This is a genomic window from Nocardioides sp. TRM66260-LWL, from assembly GCF_020075545.1.
Classification (GTDB): Bacteria; Actinomycetota; Actinomycetes; order Propionibacteriales; family Nocardioidaceae; genus Nocardioides.
Map to the genome: position 1 here is coordinate 1136481 of NZ_JAIQZK010000001.1, position 24921 is coordinate 1161401.

At 75.1% G+C, this 24921-nt stretch carries 20 protein-coding genes and 1 tRNA gene; 15 read left to right on the plus strand and 6 right to left on the minus strand.

What is annotated here, in order from left to right; all coding sequences use genetic code 11:
- Positions 1–5 precede the first annotated feature (5 nt).
- From K8Z61_RS05460 to K8Z61_RS05470, 3 genes are all read left to right on the plus strand, one after another.
- On the plus strand, positions 6–3947 hold the full coding sequence (locus tag K8Z61_RS05460; RefSeq protein WP_224127239.1) for a hypothetical protein: 3942 nt from the start codon (positions 6–8) through the stop codon (positions 3945–3947).
- Positions 3948–4020: 73 nt separating this feature from the next.
- Positions 4021–5271, plus strand: coding sequence for a uroporphyrinogen-III C-methyltransferase (gene cobA / locus K8Z61_RS05465; protein ID WP_224127241.1), 1251 nt, complete (start codon positions 4021–4023; stop codon positions 5269–5271).
- 3 nt (positions 5272–5274) lie between these two features.
- Complete coding sequence (locus tag K8Z61_RS05470) at positions 5275–6096, plus strand: RNA methyltransferase (RefSeq protein WP_224127243.1); 822 nt, start codon at positions 5275–5277, stop codon at positions 6094–6096.
- 211 nt (positions 6097–6307) lie between these two features.
- Here K8Z61_RS05470 and def read toward each other — a convergent pair whose 3' ends face one another.
- The gene (gene def, locus K8Z61_RS05475; RefSeq protein ID WP_374227904.1) at positions 6308–6937 is read right to left on the minus strand and encodes a peptide deformylase; all 630 of its coding nucleotides are present in this window, start codon (positions 6935–6937) and stop codon (positions 6308–6310) included.
- A gap of 125 nt (positions 6938–7062) precedes the next feature.
- On the opposite strand from def, the gene K8Z61_RS05480 reads away from it, so the two are divergent.
- The 4 genes from K8Z61_RS05480 (at position 7063) to K8Z61_RS05495 (ending at position 11462) form a co-directional block, all read left to right on the plus strand.
- Positions 7063–8448 carry an acyl-CoA dehydrogenase family protein gene (locus K8Z61_RS05480; RefSeq protein WP_224127244.1) on the plus strand — a complete coding sequence of 462 codons (1386 nt, stop codon included), beginning with the start codon at positions 7063–7065 and terminating at the stop codon, positions 8446–8448.
- Positions 8448–9662: an acyl-CoA dehydrogenase family protein gene (locus tag K8Z61_RS05485; RefSeq protein WP_224127245.1), complete on the plus strand. Its 1215-nt coding sequence runs from the start codon at positions 8448–8450 to the stop codon at positions 9660–9662. Before K8Z61_RS05480 ends, K8Z61_RS05485 begins: the two co-directional genes overlap by 1 nt.
- A 149-nt stretch (positions 9663–9811) precedes the next feature.
- Positions 9812–10597, plus strand: a complete 786-nt coding sequence (locus K8Z61_RS05490; protein ID WP_224127246.1) for a hypothetical protein — start codon at positions 9812–9814, stop codon at positions 10595–10597.
- Between the two features lie 94 nt (positions 10598–10691).
- On the plus strand, positions 10692–11462 hold the full coding sequence (locus tag K8Z61_RS05495; RefSeq protein WP_224127247.1) for a hypothetical protein: 771 nt from the start codon (positions 10692–10694) through the stop codon (positions 11460–11462).
- Positions 11463–11493: 31 nt separating this feature from the next.
- Here K8Z61_RS05495 and galK read toward each other — a convergent pair whose 3' ends face one another.
- Together galK and K8Z61_RS05505 are read right to left on the minus strand one after the other, a co-directional pair.
- Entirely contained in the window at positions 11494–12657 is a 1164-nt protein-coding gene (gene galK, locus K8Z61_RS05500; protein WP_224127249.1) for a galactokinase, read from the minus strand.
- A gap of 35 nt (positions 12658–12692) precedes the next feature.
- Positions 12693–13322 (minus strand): LysR substrate-binding domain-containing protein, encoded by a 630-nt coding sequence (locus K8Z61_RS05505; RefSeq protein WP_224127251.1) that lies wholly within the window; start codon positions 13320–13322, stop codon positions 12693–12695.
- A gap of 145 nt (positions 13323–13467) precedes the next feature.
- On the opposite strand from K8Z61_RS05505, the gene K8Z61_RS05510 reads away from it, so the two are divergent.
- From K8Z61_RS05510 to K8Z61_RS05540, 7 genes are all read left to right on the plus strand, one after another.
- Positions 13468–14913 carry a DUF1800 domain-containing protein gene (locus K8Z61_RS05510; protein WP_224127253.1) on the plus strand — a complete coding sequence of 482 codons (1446 nt, stop codon included), beginning with the start codon at positions 13468–13470 and terminating at the stop codon, positions 14911–14913.
- Positions 14910–16172, plus strand: a complete 1263-nt coding sequence (locus K8Z61_RS05515) for a DUF1501 domain-containing protein (RefSeq protein WP_224127256.1) — start codon at positions 14910–14912, stop codon at positions 16170–16172. The genes K8Z61_RS05510 and K8Z61_RS05515 overlap by 4 nt, the downstream gene beginning before the upstream one ends.
- Positions 16173–16257: 85 nt before the next feature.
- Positions 16258–16342, plus strand: a tRNA-Leu gene (locus tag K8Z61_RS05520).
- Positions 16343–16653: 311 nt separating this feature from the next.
- On the plus strand, positions 16654–17124 hold the full coding sequence (locus K8Z61_RS05525; protein ID WP_224127258.1) for a Fur family transcriptional regulator: 471 nt from the start codon (positions 16654–16656) through the stop codon (positions 17122–17124).
- Between the two features lie 52 nt (positions 17125–17176).
- Positions 17177–19420, plus strand: coding sequence for a catalase/peroxidase HPI (katG, locus tag K8Z61_RS05530; RefSeq protein WP_224127259.1), 2244 nt, complete (start codon positions 17177–17179; stop codon positions 19418–19420).
- Positions 19421–19547: 127 nt separating this feature from the next.
- Positions 19548–20315, plus strand: coding sequence for an isocitrate lyase/phosphoenolpyruvate mutase family protein (locus tag K8Z61_RS05535; RefSeq protein WP_224127260.1), 768 nt, complete (start codon positions 19548–19550; stop codon positions 20313–20315).
- A gap of 85 nt (positions 20316–20400) precedes the next feature.
- Positions 20401–21771: a M20/M25/M40 family metallo-hydrolase gene (locus tag K8Z61_RS05540; protein WP_224127261.1), complete on the plus strand. Its 1371-nt coding sequence runs from the start codon at positions 20401–20403 to the stop codon at positions 21769–21771.
- A 24-nt stretch (positions 21772–21795) separates the two neighbouring features.
- Here K8Z61_RS05540 and K8Z61_RS05545 read toward each other — a convergent pair whose 3' ends face one another.
- Together K8Z61_RS05545 and K8Z61_RS05550 are read right to left on the minus strand one after the other, a co-directional pair.
- A complete protein-coding gene (locus K8Z61_RS05545; RefSeq protein WP_224127623.1) occupies positions 21796–21996 on the minus strand; it encodes a DUF5703 family protein in 201 nt (66 codons plus the stop codon).
- 67 nt (positions 21997–22063) lie between these two features.
- Positions 22064–23011, minus strand: a complete 948-nt coding sequence (locus tag K8Z61_RS05550; RefSeq protein WP_224127624.1) for an aldo/keto reductase — start codon at positions 23009–23011, stop codon at positions 22064–22066.
- A 59-nt stretch (positions 23012–23070) separates the two neighbouring features.
- Between K8Z61_RS05550 and K8Z61_RS05555 the strand changes: the two genes are divergently transcribed.
- A complete protein-coding gene (locus K8Z61_RS05555; protein ID WP_224127262.1) occupies positions 23071–23907 on the plus strand; it encodes an undecaprenyl-diphosphate phosphatase in 837 nt (278 codons plus the stop codon).
- Between the two features lie 19 nt (positions 23908–23926).
- On the opposite strand, the gene K8Z61_RS05560 is transcribed toward K8Z61_RS05555, so the two are convergent.
- Entirely contained in the window at positions 23927–24907 is a 981-nt protein-coding gene (locus K8Z61_RS05560) for a magnesium and cobalt transport protein CorA (protein ID WP_224127263.1), read from the minus strand.
- Positions 24908–24921 lie beyond the last annotated feature (14 nt).

Below are 24921 nucleotides of genomic sequence, written 5' to 3' on the forward strand. Positions count from 1 at the left end.
GCCCGATGGTCGCCAAGCGCACCCAGACGATCGTCCTGACCGCCGTGCCCCGCGGCTGGTCCGAGGGCGGCAGCACGGTCCGGATCGGCGTGCACGTCTCGCCACGCCTGTCCTACAGCGGCACGGGCGCCACCCTGGCCGACTTCCCGGCCTGGCTCGACTGGCCGGCGCAGAGCCTCGCCTGGGAGGTCTCCTGGGACGCCGGACGCACCTGGGCGGCGGCGGACGACGTGGTGGACGCCGGCGACTCGGCGTTCTGGACCGCGATCCTGCGGCCCCAGGTGCCGGTCGTGTCCTTCGACGGCACGCCGCCGCCGGCGGGCAAGGTCCGCGGGTACTCCTACGCCGCGCTGGAGAAGACGGTGCTCGCGGCCCTCGACGGCGCCACCCTCGGCGCGACCGCCGCGGGCCGGGCCGCGATCACGGCCGCCGCCGTCCGCACGCCCGAGCCCGACCGCAGCCCCACCGCCTCCCCGACCGCGGCGCTCACGGCCTTCCGCGGGTTCCACCGGCCCCGCCGCGCGGCCGGCGGCGTCCCGGGCCGGGGCTCGCTGGACGACGACCTGCACGCCCGGCTGGCCCTGCTCGGCGATCACGGTCCGCTGCTCGAGCGGCTCGGTCTGGTCGTCGAGCTGGTCGCGCGGCCGCCCGCGAAGGCGTCCTCGGCCACCGTCCGAGCCCGCTGGACGCCGGGCGGCGGCGTCACGACCCGGGTCCGGCGCACCCGTACCGCGTGCACGCTCACCGCGAGCGTCTTCCGCGCGCGGGCGGCGTCCGACTCGCTGCTCGACGCCGGGCTGCGCTACCGCGTCGACGGCCCCGAGTTCACCGTGCACAGCCTGGACGCCGACGTGTCGGCCGCCCAGCTGCTCGGCGCCGCGGCCGGGCCGGAGGGGAAGGCCGACGCTCCGCCGGCCGGCCGCAGCAGCGGGCTGACCCTGGCGCTGGTCGGCCGCGCGGCCCGGGTCTCGGCGCAGATCGCCCGCGCCCGCGCGGTGGCCGCCGACGTCGTGGCCGGCGAGGTGCCCCTGCTCTACGCCGACGACCTCGCCATCGGCACCCACGTGCAGGTCTCGCCGACCGACTCCGGCGCCTGGTTCGGCCTGGGCCACCGCCGCGTCCGCTACCGGGCCGAGGGCGCGGCGCGCGGCCTGGCCTTCGAGGCCGTCGACGAGGCGGCCGTCACGATCGCCGCCCGCCGGGAGCAGCCGGGCTCGCCGGACCTGCTGGTGAGCGACGTGCTCGCCCGCTTCGACGGCTGGAGCGTCGCGGTGCCGCGTCCGGGCGGCCAGATGATCCAGACGCCGCAGGGCAGCCGTCCGGACGCCCGGCCGGAGCGTCCCGCGCTCACCTGGCTGACGATGGACGCCTCGGTGCCCGCCGTGGCCGCGGACGGCGCGGACGGGCGCCTGCCGTCCCTGCGCTACGGACGCTCGTACGCCCTGCGCGCCCGGGCGGTCGACCTGACCGGCCGCGGCATGGGCCCCTGGACCGGCGCCCCGGCCACGGCGCCGGCGCCCTACCTGCGCTGGGACCCCGTGCCCGCGCCCCTCGTCCTCGCCCCGCCGTCCCTCACCGCGGGCGAGTCCGCGCGGCGGATGGTCGTGCGCAGCGACCCCGCCAGCGGGCTCGGCCCGCGCACGCCCTCGGTGCGCACGCTGGTGCCGCCGCGGGTGGCCGCCGAGATCGGCCTGCTCCACGGCGTCTTCGACGCCGAGGACTCCCACGCGCCCGACTCCCTGGCCTGGCAGCGCATCGCCGACCTCGACGCGCGGACCCCGCCCACGGACGCGCCGCCGCCCGACCTCGGGGCGCCGGCCGGCACGGGCGGGGCGGCGCCGGTGCCGACCACGGGCTCGCCCGGCCCCACCGACGGCGGCGTCAAGGGCGCTCCCGACGCCCAGCCCCACCCGCTGCCGGTCGACTGGCTGCCCGACCCGATGGCGACCGGCGTGGTCGTCGATCCGGACGCCGCGCCCGCGACCCCCGCGCGGTTCCTGCCGCCCGGCGCCTCGCCCAGCGGTCGCGCGGAGATCGGCGCCTGGAACGCCGTGGGCCTCCGGCTGCGCGCCGCGCCCGCCACGCCGACCCCGGCCGGCCCGGTGACGGTCGACGCCCTCGGCGGCGACGAGCACCAGCAGGTCGTCAGCCTGGCCCTGGCGCCCGGCGAGGTCCGCACCGTCCGGCTCCGGGCCCAGCCGACCCCCGACCTGCTGTCCCACCACGGCGTGGTGTCCCGGCTCGGCGGCACCGCCGAGCAGCGGGCTGCGACGGTCGCGGCCGGCGGCGCGCCGCTGCTGACGCCGAGCGTGGAGGTCGAGATCGTGCACGCCGTGCGCGCGCCCCTCGAGGCTCCCGCGATCGGGTCGGCGAAGGCTGCCCGGGTGCTCGGCCGCAAGGACGCCCCGATGACGACCCGCCTGCGCTGCCATCGCACGACGACCGGGCGGCTCACCCTGCGTGCGTCGTGGAGCCAGTGGCGCGACGACGGGCCGGGCACGCCCGCGCCGCGGCGCGTGCAGGTGCAGCGGCACGTCGTCCTCGACCGCAGCCTCGATCCCGGCGCGAGCACCGGCGTGACGACCCAGCTCGACCTCGCCCCGACCTTCGTGCTGCCCGACGCCCGCCGGATCACCGCGAGCCTGGAGGCGGTCGCGACCTCGCGGTTCGTCGACGAGTGGCGCGAGCCCATCCCGGCCCTCGCGGCGCAGCGCTCCGACGGAGGCACCTACCTGGTCCTGCCCGACGACGTCGACGTCGAGAGCGTCCGGCTGGTCCGCGGCGGGGCCACCGTCGCGGCCACCGATCTCGAGGGTGCCTTCGACCCCGACACCGGACGGCCGACGCTGCGCCTCCTGGGCGACCTGCCGGCCGCCGTCGCCGCCGGCCAGGTCGACGCCCGGGCCGTGCGGGGCGAGGTGCTGCGGGTCTCGGCGCCCTACCAGCTCGCGCTGCGCTCGGCCGTGCGCCCGGCGCCGCCGCAGCCGCGCTACGCCGTGCCCTCCTTCCGCGTGGAGCCCGGCACGGCCGACGGCGCCGGGGCCACCGCGGCGCGCCGCGGCACCGGGCTGCGCCTGTGGCTGGAGCGGCCGTGGTGGTCAAGCGGCGACGGCGAGCAGCTCGCGGTCGTCACCGAGGTGTCCAAGACCCCGCTCGGCACCGAGGACCGCACGAGGCTGGAGCGGCTGGTCACCACCTACGGGGCCGACCCGACGCTGAGGGCCGGCGACCCCGTGCCCCGCACCGGCGCGCTCGTCTCGGGCACCGAGGTCGACCGCCTGCCGATCTCCGAGGAGCTGGGCGCGAGCCTCAAGGCCGGCAGCACGTTCACCGCCCGCATGCACGACGTGGCCTACGACGCCGAGCGCGACGCCTACTGGGTCGACCTCGCCTTCGCCGACCTGCCGGCCGGGACGTTCGTCCGCCTGGCGATCGCCCGCTACCAGCCGCTCATGGCGGCGGCGCCCGGGGCGAGCCTCGCCACGGCCGTCGGGCTCTCGCGGATCGTCACCCTGGACCCCGTCCTGCTGCTGCCGGAGCGCCGGGCCACCGTGCGCCGCGACGGCACGACCGTGACCGCCCGGGTCGAGGGCCGCGTGCACCGCGGCGCGTCCGAGGGCGCCCGACCGTTCCTGCGGGTCTCGCTGCAGCAGAAGGTCGGCGGCGGCCCCGACACGGGCTGGCGCACGGTCGCGGCCGCCACGGGGGTCGCGACCGACGCCGGGTACCCGCCGGTCGCCCTCGACGCCCCCGCCGGACGTCGCCCGCAGCGCCTCCTCGTCGAGGAGCTCGAGCGGTGGCGCGCGGGTGGGCCGGACGGCACGCTCGCCCCGCCGGCGGCGGCCACGGCGCCGACCGGCGATCCCGACGACCGCGCCGGCACGGTGGCCGGGCTCACCGGCGTGCGTCCGGTCTGGGTGGCGACGCTGCCGCTGCCGGCCGGCTGACCCGTGTCGGGAGGGACGTCCGGGGCCGGCCCGGATGCCGGTCCGTCCGCGCGCAGGCCCGATGATGGGACCCGTGACCCCCGACCTCGACCCGACCCCGCCCCCGTACCTCGTCGGCCTGCGGCTGCAGGGACGCCGGGTGCTGGTGGTCGGCGGCGGCGGGGTCGCGCAGCGGCGCGTGCCCCAGCTGCTCGCGGCCGGGGCGGACGTGCTCCTGGTCAGTCCCGAGGTCACCCCTGCGCTCGAGGGCCTGGCGGGCGAGCTCACCTGGGCGCCGCGTCCCTTCGAGGACGCCGACGTCGACGACGCCTGGTACGTGCTGGCCGCCACCGACGACCCCGCGGTCAACGCCCGCGTCGCCGAGCTCGCCGAGGGGGCGCGCGTCTTCTGCGTGCGCGCCGACGACGCGCGCGCCGCGACCGCCTGGACGCCCGCCACGGGTCGGCACGACGGCGTCAGCGTCGCCGTGCTCGCCAACCGCGACCCGCGGCTCTCCGCGGCGGTGCGCGACGACGTCCTCGACGCCCTGCGCGCCCGGCGTCCCGACGACACCGGCGACCTCGGCGAGGACGAGGCGGGGGTCGGCGTCCCCGGCGTCACGCTCGTGGGCGGCGGCCCCGGCGATCCCGAGCTGATCACGCTCGCCGGACGCCGCGCGCTCATGGCCGCCGACGTCGTCGTGGCCGATCGCCTGGCGCCGCGCGAGCTGCTGGGCGAGCTGAGCCCCGACGTCGAGCTGATCGACGTCGCCAAGCTGCCGCGCGGGCGGTCCACCAGCCAGGAGGAGATCAACCGGGTCATCGTCGAGAAGGCGCGGCAGGGGCTGCGGGTCGCCCGGTTCAAGGGCGGCGACAGCTTCGTCTTCGGCCGCGGCTACGAGGAGGTGCTCGCATGCCGCGAGGCGGGCATCCCGGTCACGGTCGTGCCGGGCGTCACCAGCCCGATCGCCGTGCCGGGCGTCACCGGGCTGCCGGTCACCCACCGCGGCGTCGCCCACGAGGTCACCATCGTGTCGGGGCACCTGCCGCCGGGGCACCCGGAGTCGCTCACCCGCTGGGAGGCGCTCGCGGGCCTGCGCGGCACGCTCGTGCTGATGATGGCGGTCGAGAACGCGCCGCGGATCGCCGAGGTGCTCCTCGCCGGCGGTCGCGACGCCGCGACGCCGGTCGCGGTGGTCTGCGACGGGACGATGCCGGGGGAGCGCACCGTGCTGGCCACGCTCGGCACCCTCGCCGAGGAGCTGCTCGCCCAGCAGGTGCGTCCGCCGGCGATCATCGTGATCGGCGAGGTCGTGGCGGTCGCGCATCCCGAGCGGTTCGCCTGAGCGATGGCCGAGCTCGTCGAGATCACCGACCCCGCCGACCCGCGCCTGGCCGACTACCGCGACCTGCGCGACGTCAGCCTGCGCCGCCACCTCGAGGCCGAGCACGGGCTGTTCCTCGCCGAGGGGGAGAAGGTGGTGCGACGCGCCGTGCTCGCCGGCCACCGGCCGCGCTCGTTCCTGATGGCGCCGCGCTGGCTCGACGGCCTGGCCGACGTGCTCGCGAGCTCCGACGCGCCCTGCTACGTCGTCGGCGAGGACCTCGCCGAGCGGGTCACCGGCTTCCACGTCCACCGCGGGGCGCTCGCGTCGCTGCACCGCCTGCCGCTGCCGTCGCTGGACGACGTGCTGTCCGGCGACCCCGCCCGGGTCGCCGTGCTCGAGGGCGTCGTCGACCACGCCAACGTCGGCGCGCTGGCCCGCAACGCCGCCGCGCTCGGCGTCGGCGCCCTGCTGCTCGACCCCACCTGCGCCGACCCGCTGTACCGCCGCGCGGTGAAGGTCTCCATGGGCGCGACCCTGCAGCTGCCGTGGACGCGCCTCGACCCGCTCGCCGACGGCGTCGCCGCGCTGCGCGATCGTGGGTACGTCGTCGCCGGCATGACGCTCTCCGAGGCGTCGGTGTCGATCGACGAGGTCGCCGCCGACCCTCCGGCCCGGCTGGCGCTGGTCTTCGGCACCGAGGGCCACGGCCTCACCGAGCGCGCGCGGCGGCTGCTGGACCTCGAGATCGTCATCCCGATGGCCGCGGGCATCGACTCGCTCAACGTCGCGGCCTCCTCCGCCGTCGCCTTCCACGCGCTGCGGCCCCGCGACGGCCGGGCCTGACGCCGGACTCGCAGGCATCGCTCATCGGGTGCTCAGAGAGGTCTCAGCCCGCCCGCCTAGCGTGGAGTCATCGACGACGTCGGCCCCGCGACCCGGGGCGGCGTCACCCGGGCGGTCCGCCACACCCGCTCGAGCACGAGGCCCGCAGGTCCCCACTGAGGGGAGGGGACCTGCGGGCCTCGTCGCGTCGCGGCGTGGTCGGCCGGCTCGCTCAGGCCTCGGCGGGCCAGTGCGGCGGGTACTCCTCCGCGAGCCGATCGTGCTCCTTCTGCAGCCGCTTGCGGCGCTTGGCCGGCAGCCGGTCGCCGAAGACCGTGCCGAGGGTGTGATCGGTCTCGTGCTGCAGGCAGCGGGCGAGCAGGCCGTCCCCGGAGAACTCGACCGGCTCGCCGTCCAGCCCCTGGCCACGCACCGTGGCCAGGTCGGGACGCGCGCACGGCTCGAAGGCGCCGGGGAACGACAGGCAGCCCTCCTCGGAGTCGTCGAGCCGACGGTCGCGGCCCTCGGGCAGCTCGAGCACCGGGTTGCACACGACGCCCGCGGTGCGGCGCCCCGACTCGTCGGGGCAGTCGAAGACGAAGACGGCCTGGTCGACGCCGATCTGGCAGGCCGCCAGCCCCACGCCGTCGGCGGCGTACATGGTGGCGGTCATGTCGGCGACCAGCGCCCGCAGCGCCTCGTCGAAGGCCGTGACGCTCGCCTGCGGCCGGTGCATGACCGGCGTGCCCCACCGCGTCATGGGGCGCACCGTGCCGCCCTCGGGCAGCGGACTGTACGGCGTGTGGTCGGGGCCCGGGGCCGCGGGGGAGTCGGGCTGGTCGGCGGACGGGTCGCTCGGCATGGCGGCGATCCTACGAGTGGAAGTGCGCGTCGACCGCGCCCGCGGCGCGCCGGTGTGACCTGGCGCACGGCATCCGGTCGGCCGAAGCTGTAGTCCGACGTGTAACTCTGAGTTACATTTGCTGCATGAGCCTTTCCAAGAGCCTTCCGAAGCTGCCGAAGGGCTGGGCGCCCGGCGGCAGGCACGGTCTCTCCAGCAGCGAGACGCGCGACCCCATCGGCCTGGCCGTCCTGGCCCTCAACAAGCTCGCCCAGAGCGACGTGCTCGACCGCGTCGGCCTGCGCAAGCAAACCGAGCAGGCCGTCTTCACCGTCACCCGCAGCGGCTTCAAGACCGCCACGGCCGCGGGCCGCGCGTTCGCGAAGGCCGGCTCCAGCAGCAAGCCGGGCGTCCGGGTCGGCACCGCCTCGGCCAGCGGCCAGTTCGACCTCACCCCGAACGAGGACGAGCAGATGCTCGTCGACGTCGTCACCGAGTACGCCGGCGAGGTGCTCGCGCCCGCGGCCTCCGAGGCCAACGACGCCTGCGCCGCGCCGGAGGACCTGCTCAAGGCCGGCCTCGAGCTGGGCCTGCCGATCCTCGGCGTCCCGGAGGAGCTCGGCGGCATCGCCGAGCAGCGCTCCGCCGTCGCCGGCACCCTCGTCGCCGAGGCGCTCGCGAAGGGCGACATGGGCCTCGCGCTCGCCGTCCTCGCCCCCGGCGCCGTCGCGACCGCGCTCGGCCTGTGGGGCACCGAGGCGCAGCAGCAGACCTACCTGCCGGCCTTCACCGGCGACGAGGTCCCCGCCGCCGCGCTCGCCCTCGCCGAGCCGACCGTCCTGTTCGACGTGCTCAAGCCGTCGACCACCGCCACCCGCACCGCCGACGGCTTCGTCCTCAACGGCGTGAAGGCGGGCGTGGTCCGCGGCGCCGAGGCCGAGCTGTTCGTCGTCGGCGCGCTGCTCGAGGGCAAGCCCGCGCTGTTCCTCGTGGAGAGCTCGGCCGCCGGCCTCGAGGTCGAGGCCGACCCGTCCATGGGCCTGCGCGCCGCCTCGCTGACCCGCCTCTCGCTCACCGACGTCGCCGTCCCGGCCGACGCCGTGCTCGGCGAGACCGACGGCTCCACCTACACCGAGTGCGTGCGGCTCTCCCGCCTCGGCTGGTGCGCCCTGGCCGTCGGCACCGCCCAGGCCGTGCTCGACTTCGTGACGCCCTACGTCAAGGAGCGGCAGGCCTTCGGCGAGCCGATCGCCCACCGCCAGTCGGTGGCGTTCATGGTCGCCAACATCGCGATCGAGCTGCAGGCCATGCGCCTGCTCACCTACAAGGCCGCGGGTCGTGCGGCCGCCGGCCAGGACTTCGCCCGCGAGGTCGCCCTGGCCCGCAAGGCGTGCGCCGACAAGGGCATGCAGATCGGCCTCGACGGCGTCCAGCTGCTCGGCGGCCACGGCTTCACCAAGGAGTACCCCGTCGAGCGCTGGTACCGCGACCTGCGGGCCATCGGCATCATGGAAGGGAGCGTGCTGGTCTGATGGCCATCAACCTCGAGGACCCGAAGAAGTTCCGTCCGCTGCGCGACCAGGCCCACCAGGTCGCCATGAACATGCTGCGGCCCATCTCGCGCAAGTACGACCTCGCGGAGCACGAGTACCCCAAGGAGCTCGACATGCTCGCCGCGATGATCGACGGGCTCTCCGAGTCCGGCGCGGGCGAGGGCGCGGGCGCCGCGGGCGTCCGGCGTGACGACAAGGGCGAGCCGGCCGGCAACAAGAACGGCTCCAACCTCGCCTCGGTCATGTCGATCGCCGAGATGTGCTGGGGCGACGTCGGCCTGCTGCTCTCGATGCCGCGCCAGGGCCTGGGCAACTCCGCCATCGCCTCGGTGGCGAACGAGGAGCAGCTCAAGCGCTTCGACGGCACCTGGGCCGCCATGGCGATCACCGAGCCGGCCACCGGCTCGGACTCCGCCAACATCTCCACCACCGCCGTCCTCGACGGCGACGAGTACGTGCTCAACGGCGAGAAGATCTACGTCACCTCGGGCGACCGCGCCGACTCCGTCGTCGTCTGGGCCACTTTGGACAAGTCCCTGGGACGCGCGGCGATCAAGTCCTTCGTCGTCCAGAAGGGCACGCCCGGCATGCGCGTCGAGCGGCTCGAGCACAAGCTCGGCATCAAGGCGTCCGACACCGCGGTGATCATCTTCGACGACTGCCGCGTGCCCAAGGAGAACCTCCTCGGCTCGCCGGAGATCGACGTCAAGCAGGGCTTCGCCGGCGCCATGGCGACCTTCGACAACACCCGCCCGCTGGTCGCCTCGATGGCCGTCGGCTGCGCCCGCGCCGCCCTCGACCTCACCCGCGACCTGCTCGAGCAGGCCGGCGTCGAGATCGACTACGACAAGCCGGCCTACAACCAGTCGGCCGCCGCGGCGAAGTTCCTCCAGATGGAGTCCGACTGGGAGGGCGCCCGGCTGCTGATGATGCAGGCGGCGTGGATGGCCGACAACCGTCAGCCGAACTCGCTGGAGGCCTCGATGGCCAAGGCGAAGGCCGGCCGTGTCGGCTCCGACGTCACGCTCTCGTGCGTCGAGCTCTGCGGCACCCTCGGCTACTCCGAGGCCGAGCTGCTCGAGAAGTGGGGTCGCGACTCCAAGATCCTCGACATCTTCGAGGGCACCCAGCAGATCCAGCAGCTCATCGTCGCCCGCCGGATCCTGGGCCTCTCCAGCGCCGAGCTGAAGTGAGCTGACATGAGCCGCGCCGGTCGTCGACCGGCTCGATGACGACGGCCCGTCCCCGCTGCCGCGGGGGCGGGCCGTTCGTCCGTTCCCGCCCGAGGAGGGCGTGCGGGGGCTAGCGTCGCAACGTCCCGTCCTCTCGGAATCGAGGCCCCGTGCGCCCGTCGTCCCGCCCGTCCCGTCCCGCCGCGCTCCTCGCGACCGCAGCCGTCCTGCTCGGCGGAGCGGGCGCCGCGGCCTCCGCGGCCCCTTCCGCCCGGTCGGCATCGTCGGGCCCGTCGGCCCGCGCGAGCGATCCCTCGACCCGGCTGATCGACGCCGACTGCGGCGCGCTCGGCCACCTGGTCGGACGCGTGCAGCGCGACACCCCGGCGCGGGCCACGCTGTACCTGGCCCTGCGCGGCGGCCCGCCGGGCCATCGGCTGACCTACCGACTCACGCAGCCGGGCGGCGACGGCTCCAGCGAGTGGTATCCGCAGCTCGACGAGCAGGGGAACAGCACCGGAGACGCCATCTTCGGGCTCTCGGCAAGGAGCGACGACGCGTCGTTCCGCGGGGTGCTCGACGACGGTGGCGCGACGTGCGACGCCGCGTCGGGCACGATCCCTCTGCGCGCGGGCCCGCCCCGCGTCCATCGGGCGAAGCGCTGCTCGCACGGCGGCGTCCTCCGCACCACCGTGCAGAACTTCTCCGACGGCACCCGCCGGGTGAGTGCCCGCGTCGACGACGGAGCGCCCGGCGACCGGCTCGCCGTCTCGTTCGCGATCAAGCGCTCGCGGGGCGACTCCGCGCCCAGCGTGCGGACGGCGACCGTCTTGCTGGACGACCAGGGCCATGGCGATCTCGGCGCACGGCGCGTCGCGGCGGCGCAGCGCTACGCGGAGTACCTGGTCGTCGCGACGTCCGAGCGCACCCGGTGCGCGCTGGGCAAGGACCTCTAGCCGGCAGACGTCTGGTCCGCCGACCGTCGTCCGTTGACCGGACGGGGCCGGGACGCGAGGGTGGCGCCATCCCACGCTCTCGGAAGGTGCCCCCATGCTGCTCCCTCGTCGCGCCCTGCTCGCTGCGCTCGTGCCCGCCGTCCTGCTCGTCCCGTCGTTCGGCGCGCCGGCCGACGGCGCCCCGGCCGGTTCGGCCGAGCGGGCCGGATCCTCGGCCATCCGTGCCCGCACCTGCGAGGGGCTCGGCCGGCTGGTCGTGCGCGTCGATCGCCTCTCGCCGACCACGGTGCGGGTCCGGGCGGCCGTGCGGGACGGCCGACCACACGCGCGGATCCCGCTCCAGCTCTCCGTGCAAGGACCGCAGACGGCGCACTCGTCCGGGGGCGCGGCCCGGACGGGGGACGTCACGCTCGACCGCCGCGGCGCTTCGACGAGCACCGAGCTGCGCGTCGCGCCCTTCCGTGCGGGCACGACCTTCGACGTCGATCTCGGCCGGCCCGGTGCCTGCACGATCGCGGGCGCCGTGCCGGACCGCGCCGCCGGCTCGACCTTCGAGCGCGCGAGCGCCTGCCGGGGTCAGGGACGCCTGGTCGCCCGCATCCACCGTGACGCCCGCGGCGTGCGGCTGCTGCGCGTGCGCCTCGAGGGCGCGCGTCCGCGGGAGACCGGGGGACTGGGCACCTCGATCAGCCGCACCCACCCGGGCGGCACGCACTCCACGGCCAGCGGCGACGGCCTCTACGAGACCGACGCCCACGGGCGGGCCGACCTCCTGACCCTGCGGGTCGAGCCCAGCCAGCGGGTCGACTACCGGGTCGAGGCCGGCTCCCGCGCGCTCGACTGCGAGATCCGCGGCCGTCTCTGAGCCGCCGGACCGCTGGGCGGGGACGTCGGCCTCAGAGCACCTGCGCCCCCGCCGAGGCGACGGCCCGCAGGTGCTGCGGCGGCGCGAAGCCGTCGGCGGCGAAGCGGGCGTCGATCGCCGCCGCGACGCCCTCGGCCCGCTCAGCCGGGACGAGGGCCACGCTCGAGCCGCCGAAGCCGCCGCCGGTCATCCGGGCGCCGATCGCGCCGGTGCCCCGGGCGGCATCCACGGCCGCGTCCAGCTCGGCGCAGGAGATCTCGAAGTCGTCGCGCATCGACGCGTGCGAGGCGTCCATCAAGGCGCCGAACGCGTCCAGGTCGCCCGCTGCGAGGGCCGCGACGGCGTCCTCGACCCGGGCGATCTCGGTGACGACGTGGCGGGCCCGGCGGCGCACCCGCTCGTCGGGCAGCGCCTCGACGGCGTCGATCTCCGCGCGGCGCAGGCTGGGGACGTCGAGCGCGGCGGCGGCTGCCTCGCAGTCGGCCCGGCGGGCCGCGTAGCCGCCGTCGACGAGGGCGTGGCTGACGCGGGTGTCGGTGACCAGCCAGACCCAGCCGTCCGCGGGGAGCGGCACAGACGTGGCGCTCGGCTCGTCGGCCTCGAAGTCGACGAGCAGGGCGGACCCGGCCTCCGCCAGCATGGCGACGGTCTGGTCCATCCCGCCCGTGGGCGCACCGACGACCTCGGTCTCGGCGCGGATGGCGGCCCGGGCCAGCGAGCGCCGGGCCGGGTCGTCCAGCGGCGCTCCCGTGGCGGCCAGGAGCGCCGTGCCGACGGCGCACTCGAGCGCCGCCGAGCTCGACAGCCCGGCACCGGACGGCACGGTGGAGTCGACGAGCAGGTCGAAGCCGCGCGGCGTCCCGAGCGCCCACGCGACGCCGGCGGCGTACCCCACCCAGCCGGGACGCTCGCCGCCCGGCGCGAGGTCGTCGAGGCGTCCGCTCCACGGCTCGTCGACGTCCGTGCTCGCGCACCGGACGACGTCGTCCTCGCGCAGCCGCAGCACGGCCAGGGTCGCGTGGGGGAGCGCCAGGGGCAGGACGAGACCGCCGTTGTAGTCGGTGTGCTCGCCGATCAGGTTCACGCGTCCGGGCGCCCGCGCCACGACGTCCGCCTCGAGGCCGAAGCGCTGCGCGAACGCCGTCCGCAGGAGGGAGGCGGAGCGCGCGGCGTCGCCGGGGGAGAGGAAGGGCACCCGCCGCAGCGTAGTCAGCCCGGCCGACGCGCGGCTCAGCCCCGCGAGGACCGCGCGGTGCGGCCGCGCACGATGCCGATGAACTCCTGCCGCAGCGGGTCGTCGTCGTCCTCGACCAGCCACGCGAGCCCGACCCGCGTGCCGGGCAGGTCGGCGACGGGACGCGTGACGACGTCGCGCCGGGCGTGCAGGCGCGCGAGCGCCATCGGCAGCACGACGACGCCGGTGCCGGCGGCGACGGTCTCCACGGCCTCGGCGGCGCTCATCGGCGGCCAGGCGAGCTGCTCGGCCGCCGGCCTCCAGTCGGCCCACTCCGGCCCGTGCCCGGGGTCGAGCGGCCGGACGAGCTGCTCGTCGGCGAGGTCGGCGAGCGTCACCTCGTCGTCCGGTCCGGCGGCCGCCACGACGAGGTGCTCGCGCCCCGCGACCACCACGGGCCGCTCCTCGTACAGCGGGATGCAGTGCACGCCGTCGCGGTCGACGGGCAGTCGCACCAGCGCCATCGCCACCCGCCGCGAGCGCAGCGCCTCGTCCTGCTCGGAGGCGGCGAGCGGCATCAGCTCCAGCGGCTCGGGACGACGCTCGCGCCACGTCCGCGCCCACTTGTCGGGGGTCGCCCCCTCGACGAAGCCGATGACGAGGGGCTGCGGCGCGCTGACGGCCATGGGGACGGGTCTCCCTCGGTTCGGACGATTCCGCCCCGGGACGGCGCGGCGCCCCTAGTGTGAGCCACGGCGTCTCCGGGGACAGAGCGGTCCCCGGGTGTCCCGGGCGCCCTCGCTCCCACTCACGTCGCAGGAGTCCCTCCCCGTGGCCCCTCCCACCGTGCTCCCGGCCGCCGATCGGCACCTGCTGGAGCGCTTCTCCTACGGCATCACGCCGTCGCTGGCCGACGAGGTGCGCAGCGCCGGATCGGCCCGCGCGTGGTTCGACCGCCAGCTCCGCGGGGAGGTCGCCGAGGACGGACTGGTCGCGGCGATCCCGACCTGGTTCCCGGGGCTCAACAACCCGCCGCCGACCGCCGCCCTGCTGGCCGGCGGCGGCGCGCGCTCGGCCTACCAGTCCGACACCGAGGTGATCGCCCGGACGCTCGCCCGCCGCCTGCTGAGCAAGCGGCAGGTCTACGAGCGGATGGTCGACTGGGCCTCCAACCTGCTCTACGTGCCGGCCGTCTCGGGGCGTCCGTTCCCCTGGCGCTCGGACTTCGACGAGAACGTCATCCGGCCGCGCGCCCTCGGCAGCTACCGGGCGCTGCTCCAGGCCGCGACCGTGCACCCCGCGATGGTCGTCTACCTCAACGGCGACCAGAACGCCCGCGGCGCGGTCAACGAGAACCACGCGCGCGAGCTGCTCGAGCTGCACACCGTCGGCCGTCGCGCCTACCGCGAGAGCGACGTCAAGCAGCTCACCCGGCTGCTCACCGGCTTCACCATCGACGACCGCACCACCCTCTACACCTGCGGCTACGACCCCGCGCGCCACCAGACCGGCACCGTCCGGATCCTCGGCTTCACCCACCGCAACGCCGATCGCGACGGACGGGCCGCCGTGCGGGCGTTCCTCGACTACGCCGCGCTGCACCCGGCCACCGCGCGCCGGGTCGCCACGCGGCTGTGCCAGCGGTTCGTGGCCGACGAGCCCGACCCCGCCCTGGTGCGACACGTCGCCGCTGCCTACTTGGCCGCCCGCAGCGACCTGCCCAGCACCCTGCGCGCGCTCGTGCGGCACCCGGCCTTCGCCGCGTCGGCGGGCGGCCTCACGCGGCTGCCGGGCGACGACGTCGTCCGCTCGGCCCGGGCGCTCGGGCTGCGGCCCCTCGGCGCCGGCACCGGCTCCCTGGTGCACCGCCTGGTGTCCTACGCCGAGGACATGGGCCAGGTCAGCTATCGCTGGCCGGCGCCGGACGGCTGGCCGGAGCGCTCGCGCACCTATCTCGGGCCGGCGCGGATGCTGCGCGGCTGGCAGGCCCACTACGAGCTCACCACCGTCTCGAGCGCGTCGGGACAGGCGGCCGTCGCGCCGGAGCCGTTCACCCAGCTGCCCGACCGGTGGCCGGTGACGCTGCGCGCGCTGGTCGAGCAGCAGACCGTGCTCCTGCTCGGCCGGCACGCCAGCGCCCGCCTCGTCGACGCCGTCGCGGACGTGCTCGGCCTGCGACCCGGTCACCTGTTCACCGGACCCGGCCAGGTCGACCAGCGGGTCTACCGGCTGGTGCGCGGCACCGTCCTCAACGACCCGTCAGGAGTGCGCCGATGAGCCACGACGAAGCCGTCGCGACCCCCGGGTGCGACTGCCCCGGCCCCGGGACGATCAGCCGGCGCGCCGTGGTCGGGGGCGCCGCGATCGCCTTCGCGGGCGGCGGGCTGCTAGCCGACGCGGTGCTGACGCCGACCTTCGCGGCCGGCGGATCCGGGCGGGTGCTCGTCGTGGTCTCTCAGCGCGGTGGCGCGGACGGCCTGAGCCTGGTCGTCCCGCACGCCGAGCGGGCGTACTACGCCGCCCGGCCCGGCATCGCGATCCCGCGGTCGCGCCTGCTCGCGGCCGACCACCACTTCGGGCTGCACCCGAGCCTCGCTCCGCTGCTGCCCCTGTGGCGATCGGGTCGGATGGCCGCCGTGCACGCGGTCGGCATGCCGTCGCCCAACCGCTCGCACTTCGAGGCGATGCTCGAGCTCGAGCAGGCCGACCCGCGCGGCAGCCTGCGCTCGGGCTGGCTGAACCGGCTCGTCGACGGCCTGCACTCCTCGGCGGGGCCGCTGGAGGGCGTCCAGTCGGGCTCGACCCTGCTGCCGCAGGAGCTGCGCGGCAGCGCGCCGACGATCGCCGTGCCCGATCCGTTCGCGCTGCGGACCCCGCTCGCCGGCGCCGCCGACGGACGCGCCGTGCGTGCCGCCCTGCGCCGGCTGCACAGCGGCTCGGACGACGCCGTCGCCCGCGCCGGTCGCCAGGCGCTCGCGGTCGTCGATCGCGCGGCCCCCGTGCGCAAGGCCTACCAGCCGTCCCGACTCGCCGCCGCTGGCTACCCGTCCTCGCCGCTCGGCCGCGCGCTCCAGGCGGGCGCGGCGTTCATCCGCAGCGGCGTCGGCGTGCGCACCCTGACCGTCGACTCCGGCGACTGGGACCACCACGTCGGGCTGTCGGGGCGGCTGGAGGCCAGCACCGACGACCTCGCACGCAGCCTCCAGGCCTTCTTCGCCGACCTCGGCGACGCCGCCTCCCGGGTGACGGTCGTGACGGTCAGCGAGTTCGGGCGACGGCTGCAGCAGAACGGCGGGGGAGGTCTCGACCACGGCTACGGCGGCCTGATGTTCGTGCTCGGGGGCGGCGTGAAGGGCGGCTACTACGCCCGCTGGCCCGGCCTCTCGGCCTCGCGGCTCGTCGACGGCGACCTCGCGGTCACCACCGACTACCGGCACGTGCTGGCCGAGGTCGTCGACCGCCGGTTCCCCGAGGTCGACCGCAGCCGGATCTTCCCCGGAGCGGGCCGGCTGAGGCCCCTGGGGTTCATGAGGTGACGCCGCGGCGACCGGTGCGCGACGCCGGGACGACGCCCCGATTTGCGGCGCCGGGCCTGCGTTGCGCTACTGTTCCACCGCACTCGTCCGGGTGGCGGAATTGGCAGACGCGCTAGCTTGAGGTGCTAGTGCCCTTATTGGGCATGGGGGTTCAAGTCCCCCCTCGGACACACGACCAGGAACGGCGGCCCTCGGGCCGCCGTTCCTGCTTTCCGGGGGAGCGCGGCGAGGACGGCCTCGCCGAGAGGGTGAGCGGCGGGCCCGTCCACCGGCCCTCGCCGACGACGTCGTCCCAGGTCAGACCGGACATCGGTGCCATGGCGACGGTCCGCGTCGGTGAGCCTCTCCTTGCTTGGCCGGGCCCGTCCGGGGTGTCAGTCTCGACGGTGGAGTCCGCCTCTGCGGGCGCCACCGTCTCGGGATCGGAGAGGACGCGTGTTCTTTCTTGAATGATTCAAGAAACTCCGGCAGGCTGCAGGACATGAGTGACGACCACGCCGCCCTGCTGCGTGCCGCGTCGCTGCGCGTCACGCGGCCGCGGCTCGCCGTCCTCGACGCCGTGCACCGGCACCCGCACGCCGACACCGAGGCGCTGATCGGCGCGGTGCGCGCCGATCTGGGAGAGGTCTCGCACCAGGCCGTCTACGACGTCCTGCGCGCCCTCACCTCCGCCGGGCTCGTCCGGCGGATCCAGCCGTCCGGCTCGGTCGCCCGCTACGAGGCGCGGGTCGGCGACAACCACCACCACGTCGTCTGCCGGGCCTGCGGCGCGGTCGCCGACGTCGACTGCGCCGTCGGCGAGGCCCCGTGCCTCGAGGCGGCGGACGACCACGGCTTCCGCATCGACGAGGCCGAGGTCATCTACTGGGGCACCTGCCCCGACTGCACCCGCGGCGACGCCGCCCGCACCACCCCGACCCCCGCATCCATCGAGCACCACTCCTCCTCGTGATCACCCGTCACGCAGGCCACCAGAGAAGTCAGAAGAGTCCGGGAAGGAAGTCATGACCGAGAACCACGACACCCGCGTCGGCGAGATGAACGAGAGCGAGAGCGAGGCCAAGTGCCCCGTCGTGCACAGCACTGAGCGCGCCCCGTACCCCACCCAGGGCGGCGGCAACCGCGGCTGGTGGCCTGAGCGCCTCAACCTCCGGATCCTCGCCAAGAACCCCGTGGTCGCCAACCCGCTGGGCGGCGACTTCGACTACGGGCAGGCGTTCCAGTCCCTCGACCTCGCCCAGGTCAAGCGCGACATCGCCGCCGTGCTCACCGACTCCAAGGACTGGTGGCCCGCGGACTTCGGCCACTACGGCCCGTTCATGATCCGCATGGCGTGGCACGCCGCCGGCACCTACCGGGTGCAGGACGGCCGTGGTGGAGCGGGCACCGGCCAGCAGCGGTTCGCGCCGCTCAACTCCTGGCCGGACAACGGCAACCTCGACAAGGCCCGCCGCCTGCTGTGGCCGGTGAAGCAGAAGTACGGCCAGCGCCTCTCGTGGGCCGACCTGATCGTGCTCACCGGCAACGTCGCGCTGGAGGAGATGGGCTTCGAGACCTTCGGCTTCGCCGGCGGCCGCGCCGACGTGTGGGAGCCGGACGAGGACGTCTACTGGGGCCCGGAGACCGAGTGGCTCGGCGACGAGCGCTACACCGGCGACCGCGAGCTGGAGAACCCGCTCGCCGCCGTCCAGATGGGCCTGATCTACGTCAACCCCGAGGGCCCCAACGGCCAGCCCGACCCGCTCGCCGCCGCCCGTGACATCCGGGAGACCTTCCGCCGGATGGCGATGAACGACGAGGAGACCGTCGCGCTGATCGCCGGCGGCCACACCTTCGGCAAGACCCACGGTGCGGCCGACCCCGACGTCCACGTCGGCGACGAGCCCGAGGGCGCCGGCTTCGAGGAGGTCGGCCTGGGCTGGAAGAACTCCTTCGGCACCGGTGTCGGCGCCGACGCGATCACCAGCGGACTGGAGGTCACCTGGACCACCAAGCCGACCCAGTGGACCAACGACTACTTCACCCACCTGTTCGAGTACGAGTGGGAGCTCACCAAGAGCCCCGCTGGCGCCTGGCAGTGGACCCCGAAGGACGGCGCGGGCGCGGAGACCGTCCCGCACGCCCACGACGCGTCGCGGAAGATCTCGCCGAGCATGCTCACCACCGACGTCGCGCTCCGCGTCGACCCGGTCTACGAGCAGATCTCCCGCCGCTTCTGGGAGAACCCCGACGAGTTCGCCGACGCCTTCGCCCGCGCCTGGTTCAAGCTGACGCACCGCGACATGGGCCCGATCCAGCGCTACCTCGGCCCCGAGGTGCCCTCGGAGACCCTGCTCTGGCAGGACCCCGTGCCGGCCGTCGACCACGAGCTGATCGACGAGGCCGACGTCGCGGCGCTCAAGCAGTCGGCGCTCGAGTCCGGGCTGTCGGTCACCCAGCTGGTCAAGACCGCCTGGGCGGCGGCGTCCTCCTTCCGCGGCAGCGACAAGCGCGGCGGCGCCAACGGCGGCCGCATCCGCCTGCAGCCGCAGGCCGGCTGGACCGTCAACGACCCCGACGAGCTCGCCGGCGCGATCCGTGCCCTCGAGACCGTCCAGGAGGCGTTCAACGCCGGCCGCACCGACGGCAAGCGCGTGTCGTTCGCCGACACCGTGGTCATCGCGGGCGCCGCGGGCGTCGAGAAGGCGGCCAAGGACGCCGGCTTCGACGTCACCGTGCCGGTCACCGTCGGCCGCACCGACGCCACCCAGGAGCAGACCGACGTCGAGTCGTTCTCCTGGCTGGAGCCCCGCGCCGACGGCTTCCGCAACTGGGAGGGCAAGGGCCTGCGCCTCGGCGCGGAGTACCAGCTGGTCGACAAGGCCAACCTGCTCACCCTCTCCGCCCCGGAGATGACCGTGCTGGTCGGTGGCCTGCGCGTGCTCGGCGCGAACGCCGGCGGCTCGACGCACGGCGTCCTGACCGACCGCGTCGGCGTCCTGAGCAACGACTTCTTCGTCAACCTGCTCTCGATGGACACCGTGTGGTCCGCGACCTCGGAGGACTCCAGCGCCTTCGAGGGCAAGGACCGCGCCACGGGCGAGGCCCGCTGGACCGGCACCCGCGCCGACCTGGTCTTCGCGTCCAACTCCGAGCTGCGCGCCCTCGCCGAGGTCTACGCCAGCGACGACGCGGCCGAGAAGTTCGTCCACGACTTCGTCGCCGCCTGGGCGAAGGTCAGCGACCTCGACCGGTTCGACCTGCGCTGATCGGCCGCTGACCGGCCACCGAGCCGCAGCAGCTGACGACGGCCCCCGGGGGAGCGATCCCCGGGGGCCGTCGTGCGCCCACCCGACCGGGTCGGCACGGCACGCGCCCGGTCGGCAGACTCGGGCCATGACCTCTCGCCCCTCCGCGGCCTCCGAGCTGCTGGCCCTGCACCACGCCCCCGAGCTGCTCACCGTCGTCAACGTCTGGGACTCCATCAGCGCGACCGTCGTCGCCGACATCCCCGGCACCAAGGCGCTCGCCACCGCCAGCCACTCGATCGCCGCCTCCCGCGGCTACGAGGACGGCGAGAACATCCCCGTCGACGAGATGCTCGAGGAGGTGCGCCGCATCGTCGAGCGCACCCAGCTGCCGGTGAGCGCCGACCTCGAGGGCGGCTACGGCGACGCCGCCGAGACCGTCCGCCGGGCGATCGGCCTGGGCGTCGTCGGCGCCAACATCGAGGACCAGCTCAAGCCGCTGGCCGAGGCCGCGCGTCAGGTCGAGGCGATCATGAAGGCCGCCGAGTCCGAGGGCGTCCCCGACTTCGTGCTCAACGCCCGCACGGACGCCTTCCCGCGCCAGGCCGAGAACCCGCTGGAGGAGGCCGTCGCCCGCGGCAAGGCGTTCCTCGACGCCGGCGCGCCGGTCGTGTTCGTGCCCGGCCGGCTCGACGAGCAGCAGGTGACGACGCTCGTCGACGCGCTGGGCCCGCAGCGACTCACGCTGATCGGCATCCCCGGCGTCCCGCCGCTGGCGCGCCTGCAGGAGCTCGGCGTCGCCCGGGTCTCCTACGGCCCGATGTCGCAGAACGTCGCGCTCACGGCGCTGGCCGAGCTCGTCGAGGCCGTGCACGACGGCGGCGGCGTGCCGGAGTCGATGCGCATCCTGAACTGAGGCCCGACCGGCCCCTCGACGACGATCCGCCGGTCGCGTCGAGGGGGTGGGGGAGAGGCCGGGCGACGGTGACATGCTGGACCGCATGAGCCCGTCGCACCCCGATCCCGCTCACCTCTCGGACCCCTCGACCGTCCCGCTTCCCGAGGACGAGGTCGTCGAGCTGTGCAGCGACCTCATCCGCATCGACACCTCCAACTACGGCGACCAGGACGGCCCGGGCGAGCGGCTCGCGGCCGAGCACGTCGCGGCCCTGCTCGACGAGGTCGGCATCGAGAGCCGGCTCTACGAGCCCGAGCCCGGACGCACCAGCCTGGTCGCGCACTGGGGCGGCACCGGCGACGGCGCGACCCACCCCGACGGGGCGCTGCTGCTGCACGGCCACCTCGACGTCGTCCCGGCCGCGGCCGAGGACTGGCAGGTGCACCCGTTCAGCGGCGAGGTCCGCGACGGCTACGTCTGGGGCCGCGGCGCGGTCGACATGAAGGACTTCGACGCGATGCTGCTCAGCGTCGTGCGCCACCGGCAGCGCACCGGACGCGTGCCGGCGCGTCCGATCGTGCTCTGCCTGACCGCGGACGAGGAGGCCGGCGGCCACCGGGGCGCGCAGGTGCTCGTCGAGCAGCACCGCGACGAGCTCGAGGGGGTCACCGAGGCGGTCGGCGAGGTCGGCGGCTTCAGCGCGACCGTCCGCGGCCGTCGCGTCTACCTGATCGAGGCCGCCGAGAAGGGCATGGCGTGGATGCGCCTCACCGCGCGCGGACGGGCGGGTCACGGCTCGATGCTCAACCCCGACAACGCCGTCAGTCGTCTCGCCGGCGCCGTCGCGCGCATCGGCGCCCACGAGTGGCCCGTGCGGCTGACGCCCGCCATGGAGGTGCTGCTGGCGAGCGTCGGCGAGCTGGCCGGCACGCCGGCGACGCCCGAGAACGCCGCCTCCCTGGTCGAGGAGTTCGGCGGCGCGGCCCGCATGCTCGGCGCCGTCATCTCCAACACTGCCAACCCGACGATGCTGCAGGCCGGCTACAAGGTGAACGTGATCCCGACCGAGGCGACCGCGCACGTCGACGGCCGCTTCCTGCCCGGCTTCGAGGACGAGTTCTTCGCCACCCTGGCCGAGCTCGTCGGCGAGGGCGTCGAGATCGAGCACCTCAGCCACCAGCAGCCGTGGGAGACCCCGTACGAGGGACGACTGGTCGACGCCATGACCCGCTCGCTGCTTGCCGAGGACCCCGACGCGCTCGTCGCGCCGTACCTGATGAGCGGCGGCACCGACGCCAAGCACTTCCGCCGGCTGGGCCCGCAGGTGCGCTCCTACGGGTTCGCACCGCTGCGGCTGCCCGCCGACCTCGACTTCACGGCGCTGTTCCACGGCGTCGACGAGCGGGTGCCGGTCGACGCGCTGCGCTTCGGCGCGCGCGTGCTCGACCGGTTCCTCGACGACGCGGCCGGCTGAGCCGCCCGGGGGCCGACCCGCCGGTCAGGCGGTGCGCACCATCCGGATGATCTTGCGACGCAGGATCACCCGGCGGGTGCCGTCGGCGCTGATCCGCACCCGGTCGAGCTCCCAGCCGCCGTGCTCGGCGCGATCGGTCAGCAGCCGCGTGACCGCCGAGCGCGACAGGTCCCGCGAGAGGGTGATCCGGTCGAACTCCCACTCCACCCCGGGCGAGGTCGCCATCCAGGGTCGTCGGTTCGGTCGGGTCACCGGGCCTCCTCCAGCGGCTGCGCGGACGAGCGGCAGCCGGTCAGTCGTCGGACACGTCGTCGAGCGCCTCGGCGATCTCCGCCGGCAGCTGCAGCTCCTCGACGGCGAGGCTGGCCCGCAGCTGGGCGGCGCTCCGAGCTCCCACGATAGGCGCCGTCACCCCGGGACGGTCACGCACCCACACCAGCGCCACCTCCGCAGGCGTCCAGCCCAGACCGTCGGCGGCCCGCGCCACGCCCTCGACGATCGCCGCCGAGCGGGTGTCGAGGTAGTCGCCGACGAAGCGGGAGAACTGCGACGTCGCGGCGCGGGAGTCCGAGGGCGTGCCGGTGCGGTACTTGCCCGTCAGCACCCCGCGTCCGAGCGGGGACCACGGCAGGACGCCGAGGCCCAGCGCCTGCGCCGCCGGCAGCACCTCGTCCTCGACGCGGCGGTTGAGCAGCGAGTACTCCACCTGGGTCGAGATCAGCGGGGTGCGGCCCGGCACCGCCTGCTGCCAGGTGGCGGCCCGGCCGGTCTGCCAGCCGGTGTAGTTCGAGACGCCGACGTAGGCGGCGCGGCCAGTCGACACCGCGTGGTCGAGCGCCGCGAGGGTCTCCTCCATCGGGGTGCCCGGCTGCCACAGGTGCACCTGCCACAGGTCGACGTGGTCGACGCCGAGCCGCGTCAGCGAGGCGTCCAGAGCGGTGAGCAGCGCCCGGCGCGAGGTGTCGTAGCGCAGCCGCCCGTCGCGGGCCTCGACGCCGGCCTTGGTGGCGATGACCACCTCGTCGCGGGCGACGACGTCGCCGATCAGCGCCCCGAGCATCTCCTCCGACCGGCCCTCCGCGTACGCCACGGCGGTGTCGACGAGCGTCCCACCGGCCTCGGCGAAGGCGATGAGCTGGTCGCGGGCCTCGTGCTCGTCGGTGTCGCGACCCCACGTCATGGTGCCGAGCCCGAGGCGGGAGACCCGCAGTCCGCTGTGACCGAGCCGACGCTGCTGCATGCGGCTCACCGTAGCGATAGTCAGGTGGATGTCAGCGCAGGCTCCCTAGGATGCCGGGCGTGCTGCACTTCCTCGAAGCCGTCGTCCTCGGAGTGATCCAGGGGCTGACCGAGTTCCTGCCGATCTCGTCCAGCGCCCACCTGCGGATCCTCCCCGCGATCTTCGGCTGGGAGGACCCCGGCGCGGCGTTCACCGCCGTCATCCAGATCGGCACCGAGCTCGCCGTGCTCCTGTACTTCCGCAAGGACATCTGGCGCATCGTCACGATGTGGCTCCGCTCGCTGGTCAAGCCGGAGTACCGCGGTCACCTCGACGCCCGGATGGGCTGGTACGTCATCGTCGGGTCGCTGCCGATCGTGGTGCTGGGCATCGTCCTGAAGGACCCGATCGAGACCCACTTCCGCAGCCTGTGGCTGATCGGCACGACGCTCATCGTGCTCGGCCTCGTGCTCGGCCTGGCCGACCGCGTCGGCTCCACCGACAAGCAGGTCGAGGACCTCTCGCTGCGCACCGCCGTCATCATGGGCCTCGCGCAGGCCGCCGCGCTCGTGCCCGGCGTCTCCCGCTCGGGCGCCACCCTCTCCGCCGGGCGCCTCCTCGGCTACGACCGCGCCGCCGCCACCCGCTTCGCCTTCCTCCTCGCCATCCCCGCCGTCGTCGGCGCCGGGCTCTTCGAGCTCAAGGACATCGGCGGCACCGCCAACCCCTACGGCTGGGGCCCGACGATCGTGGCCACCGTCGTGTCGTTCCTCGTCGGCTACGCCGCGATCGCCTGGCTGCTGAAGTACGTCTCGACGCACTCCTACACGCCGTTCGTGGTCTACCGCGTCGCCTTCGGAGCCCTCACGCTGCTGCTCGTCGCCGGCGGCGTGCTCAGCGCCACCGCCGGCGCCTGAGCGACGCGGCGCCGGGCGCTCAGAGCCAGCCGCTGCGCTTGAAGAACCGCCACAGCCCGTAGGACGACAGCGCCATCAGCGCGAGCGCCATCGGGTACCCGAGGCGCCAGCCGAGCTCGGGCATGTCGACGAAGTTCATGCCGTAGATGCCGGCGATCAGCGTGGGCACGGCGACCAGGCCGACGCCGGCCGAGATGGTGCGCATGTCCTCGTTCTGCTGCACCGAGATGCGGGCGAGGTGGGCGTCGAAGGCGGTCGAGAGCAGCCCGTCGAGGCTCTCCACGATCTCGGCGGCCAGGTTGAGGTGGTCGAGCACGTCGCGGAAGAACGGCGCCGAGCCCTCCTCGAGGCCGCCCACCTCGCCGGCGGCGAAGCGGCGCATCGGCTCGCGCAGCGGGTTCACCGCACGCCGCACCTCGGCGATCTCGCGCTTGAGCGTGTAGATGCGGACGGAGTCGTTGGTGCGCGCCGGGGAGAAGACCGACTCCTCGACCTCGTCGACGTCGACCTCCAGCTCGCCGACGACGCTGGTGTAGCCGTCGACGACGCGGTCGCACACCGCGTACAGCACCGCGGAGGGGCCGTGGGTGAGCACCGAGGCGTTCGCCTCCAGATCGCGACGTGCGGAGGCGAGCTCGGAGCCCCGGCCGTGCCGCACGCTCACCACGAAGTCCGGTCCGACGAACAGGCAGATCTCCCCGGTCTCGACGGCGTCCTGCTCGTCGACGTACCAGAGGGTCTTGAGGACGAGGAACAGCTGGTCGCCGTAGGCGTCGATCTTGGGCCGCTGGTGGGCCGAGAGGGCGTCGTCGACCGCGAGCCGGTGCAGCCCGAAGGCCGAGGCGACGGCGTCGATCTCGGCGCGGTCCGGCTCGTGCAGGCCCACCCAGACGAAGCCGTGCTCGGTGCGCGCGGTCTCCCGCAGGGTGGCGTAGTCCGCGTGTCCGCAGGCAACGCCCACCCGGGCGCCGTCGCGGTACACGCCGCTGTCGACGATCACCGGGCCACGCTAGC

What these genes read in the sequence shown, in the direction of transcription:
- K8Z61_RS05515 (WP_224127256.1), top strand. Translation starts at nt 14,910, where the DNA reads ATGAGCCACGACGAAGCCGTCGCGACCCCCGGGTGCGACTGCCCCGGC.
- K8Z61_RS05540 (WP_224127261.1), top strand. Translation starts at nt 20,401, where the DNA reads ATGAGCCCGTCGCACCCCGATCCCGCTCACCTCTCGGACCCCTCGACC.
- K8Z61_RS05470 (WP_224127243.1), top strand. Translation starts at nt 5,275, where the DNA reads ATGGCCGAGCTCGTCGAGATCACCGACCCCGCCGACCCGCGCCTGGCC.
- K8Z61_RS05505 (WP_224127251.1), bottom strand. Translation starts at nt 13,322, where the DNA reads ATGGCCGTCAGCGCGCCGCAGCCCCTCGTCATCGGCTTCGTCGAGGGG.
- K8Z61_RS05485 (WP_224127245.1), top strand. Translation starts at nt 8,448, where the DNA reads ATGGCCATCAACCTCGAGGACCCGAAGAAGTTCCGTCCGCTGCGCGAC.
- K8Z61_RS05535 (WP_224127260.1), top strand. Translation starts at nt 19,548, where the DNA reads ATGACCTCTCGCCCCTCCGCGGCCTCCGAGCTGCTGGCCCTGCACCAC.
- K8Z61_RS05545 (WP_224127623.1), bottom strand. Translation starts at nt 21,996, where the DNA reads ATGGCGACCTCGCCCGGGGTGGAGTGGGAGTTCGACCGGATCACCCTC.
- K8Z61_RS05495 (WP_224127247.1), top strand. Translation starts at nt 10,692, where the DNA reads ATGCTGCTCCCTCGTCGCGCCCTGCTCGCTGCGCTCGTGCCCGCCGTC.
- K8Z61_RS05480 (WP_224127244.1), top strand. Translation starts at nt 7,063, where the DNA reads ATGAGCCTTTCCAAGAGCCTTCCGAAGCTGCCGAAGGGCTGGGCGCCC.
- K8Z61_RS05525 (WP_224127258.1), top strand. Translation starts at nt 16,654, where the DNA reads ATGAGTGACGACCACGCCGCCCTGCTGCGTGCCGCGTCGCTGCGCGTC.
- def (WP_374227904.1), bottom strand. Translation starts at nt 6,937, where the DNA reads ATGCCGAGCGACCCGTCCGCCGACCAGCCCGACTCCCCCGCGGCCCCG.
- K8Z61_RS05550 (WP_224127624.1), bottom strand. Translation starts at nt 23,011, where the DNA reads ATGCAGCAGCGTCGGCTCGGTCACAGCGGACTGCGGGTCTCCCGCCTC.
- katG (WP_224127259.1), top strand. Translation starts at nt 17,177, where the DNA reads ATGACCGAGAACCACGACACCCGCGTCGGCGAGATGAACGAGAGCGAG.
- K8Z61_RS05460 (WP_224127239.1), top strand. Translation starts at nt 6, where the DNA reads ATGGTCGCCAAGCGCACCCAGACGATCGTCCTGACCGCCGTGCCCCGC.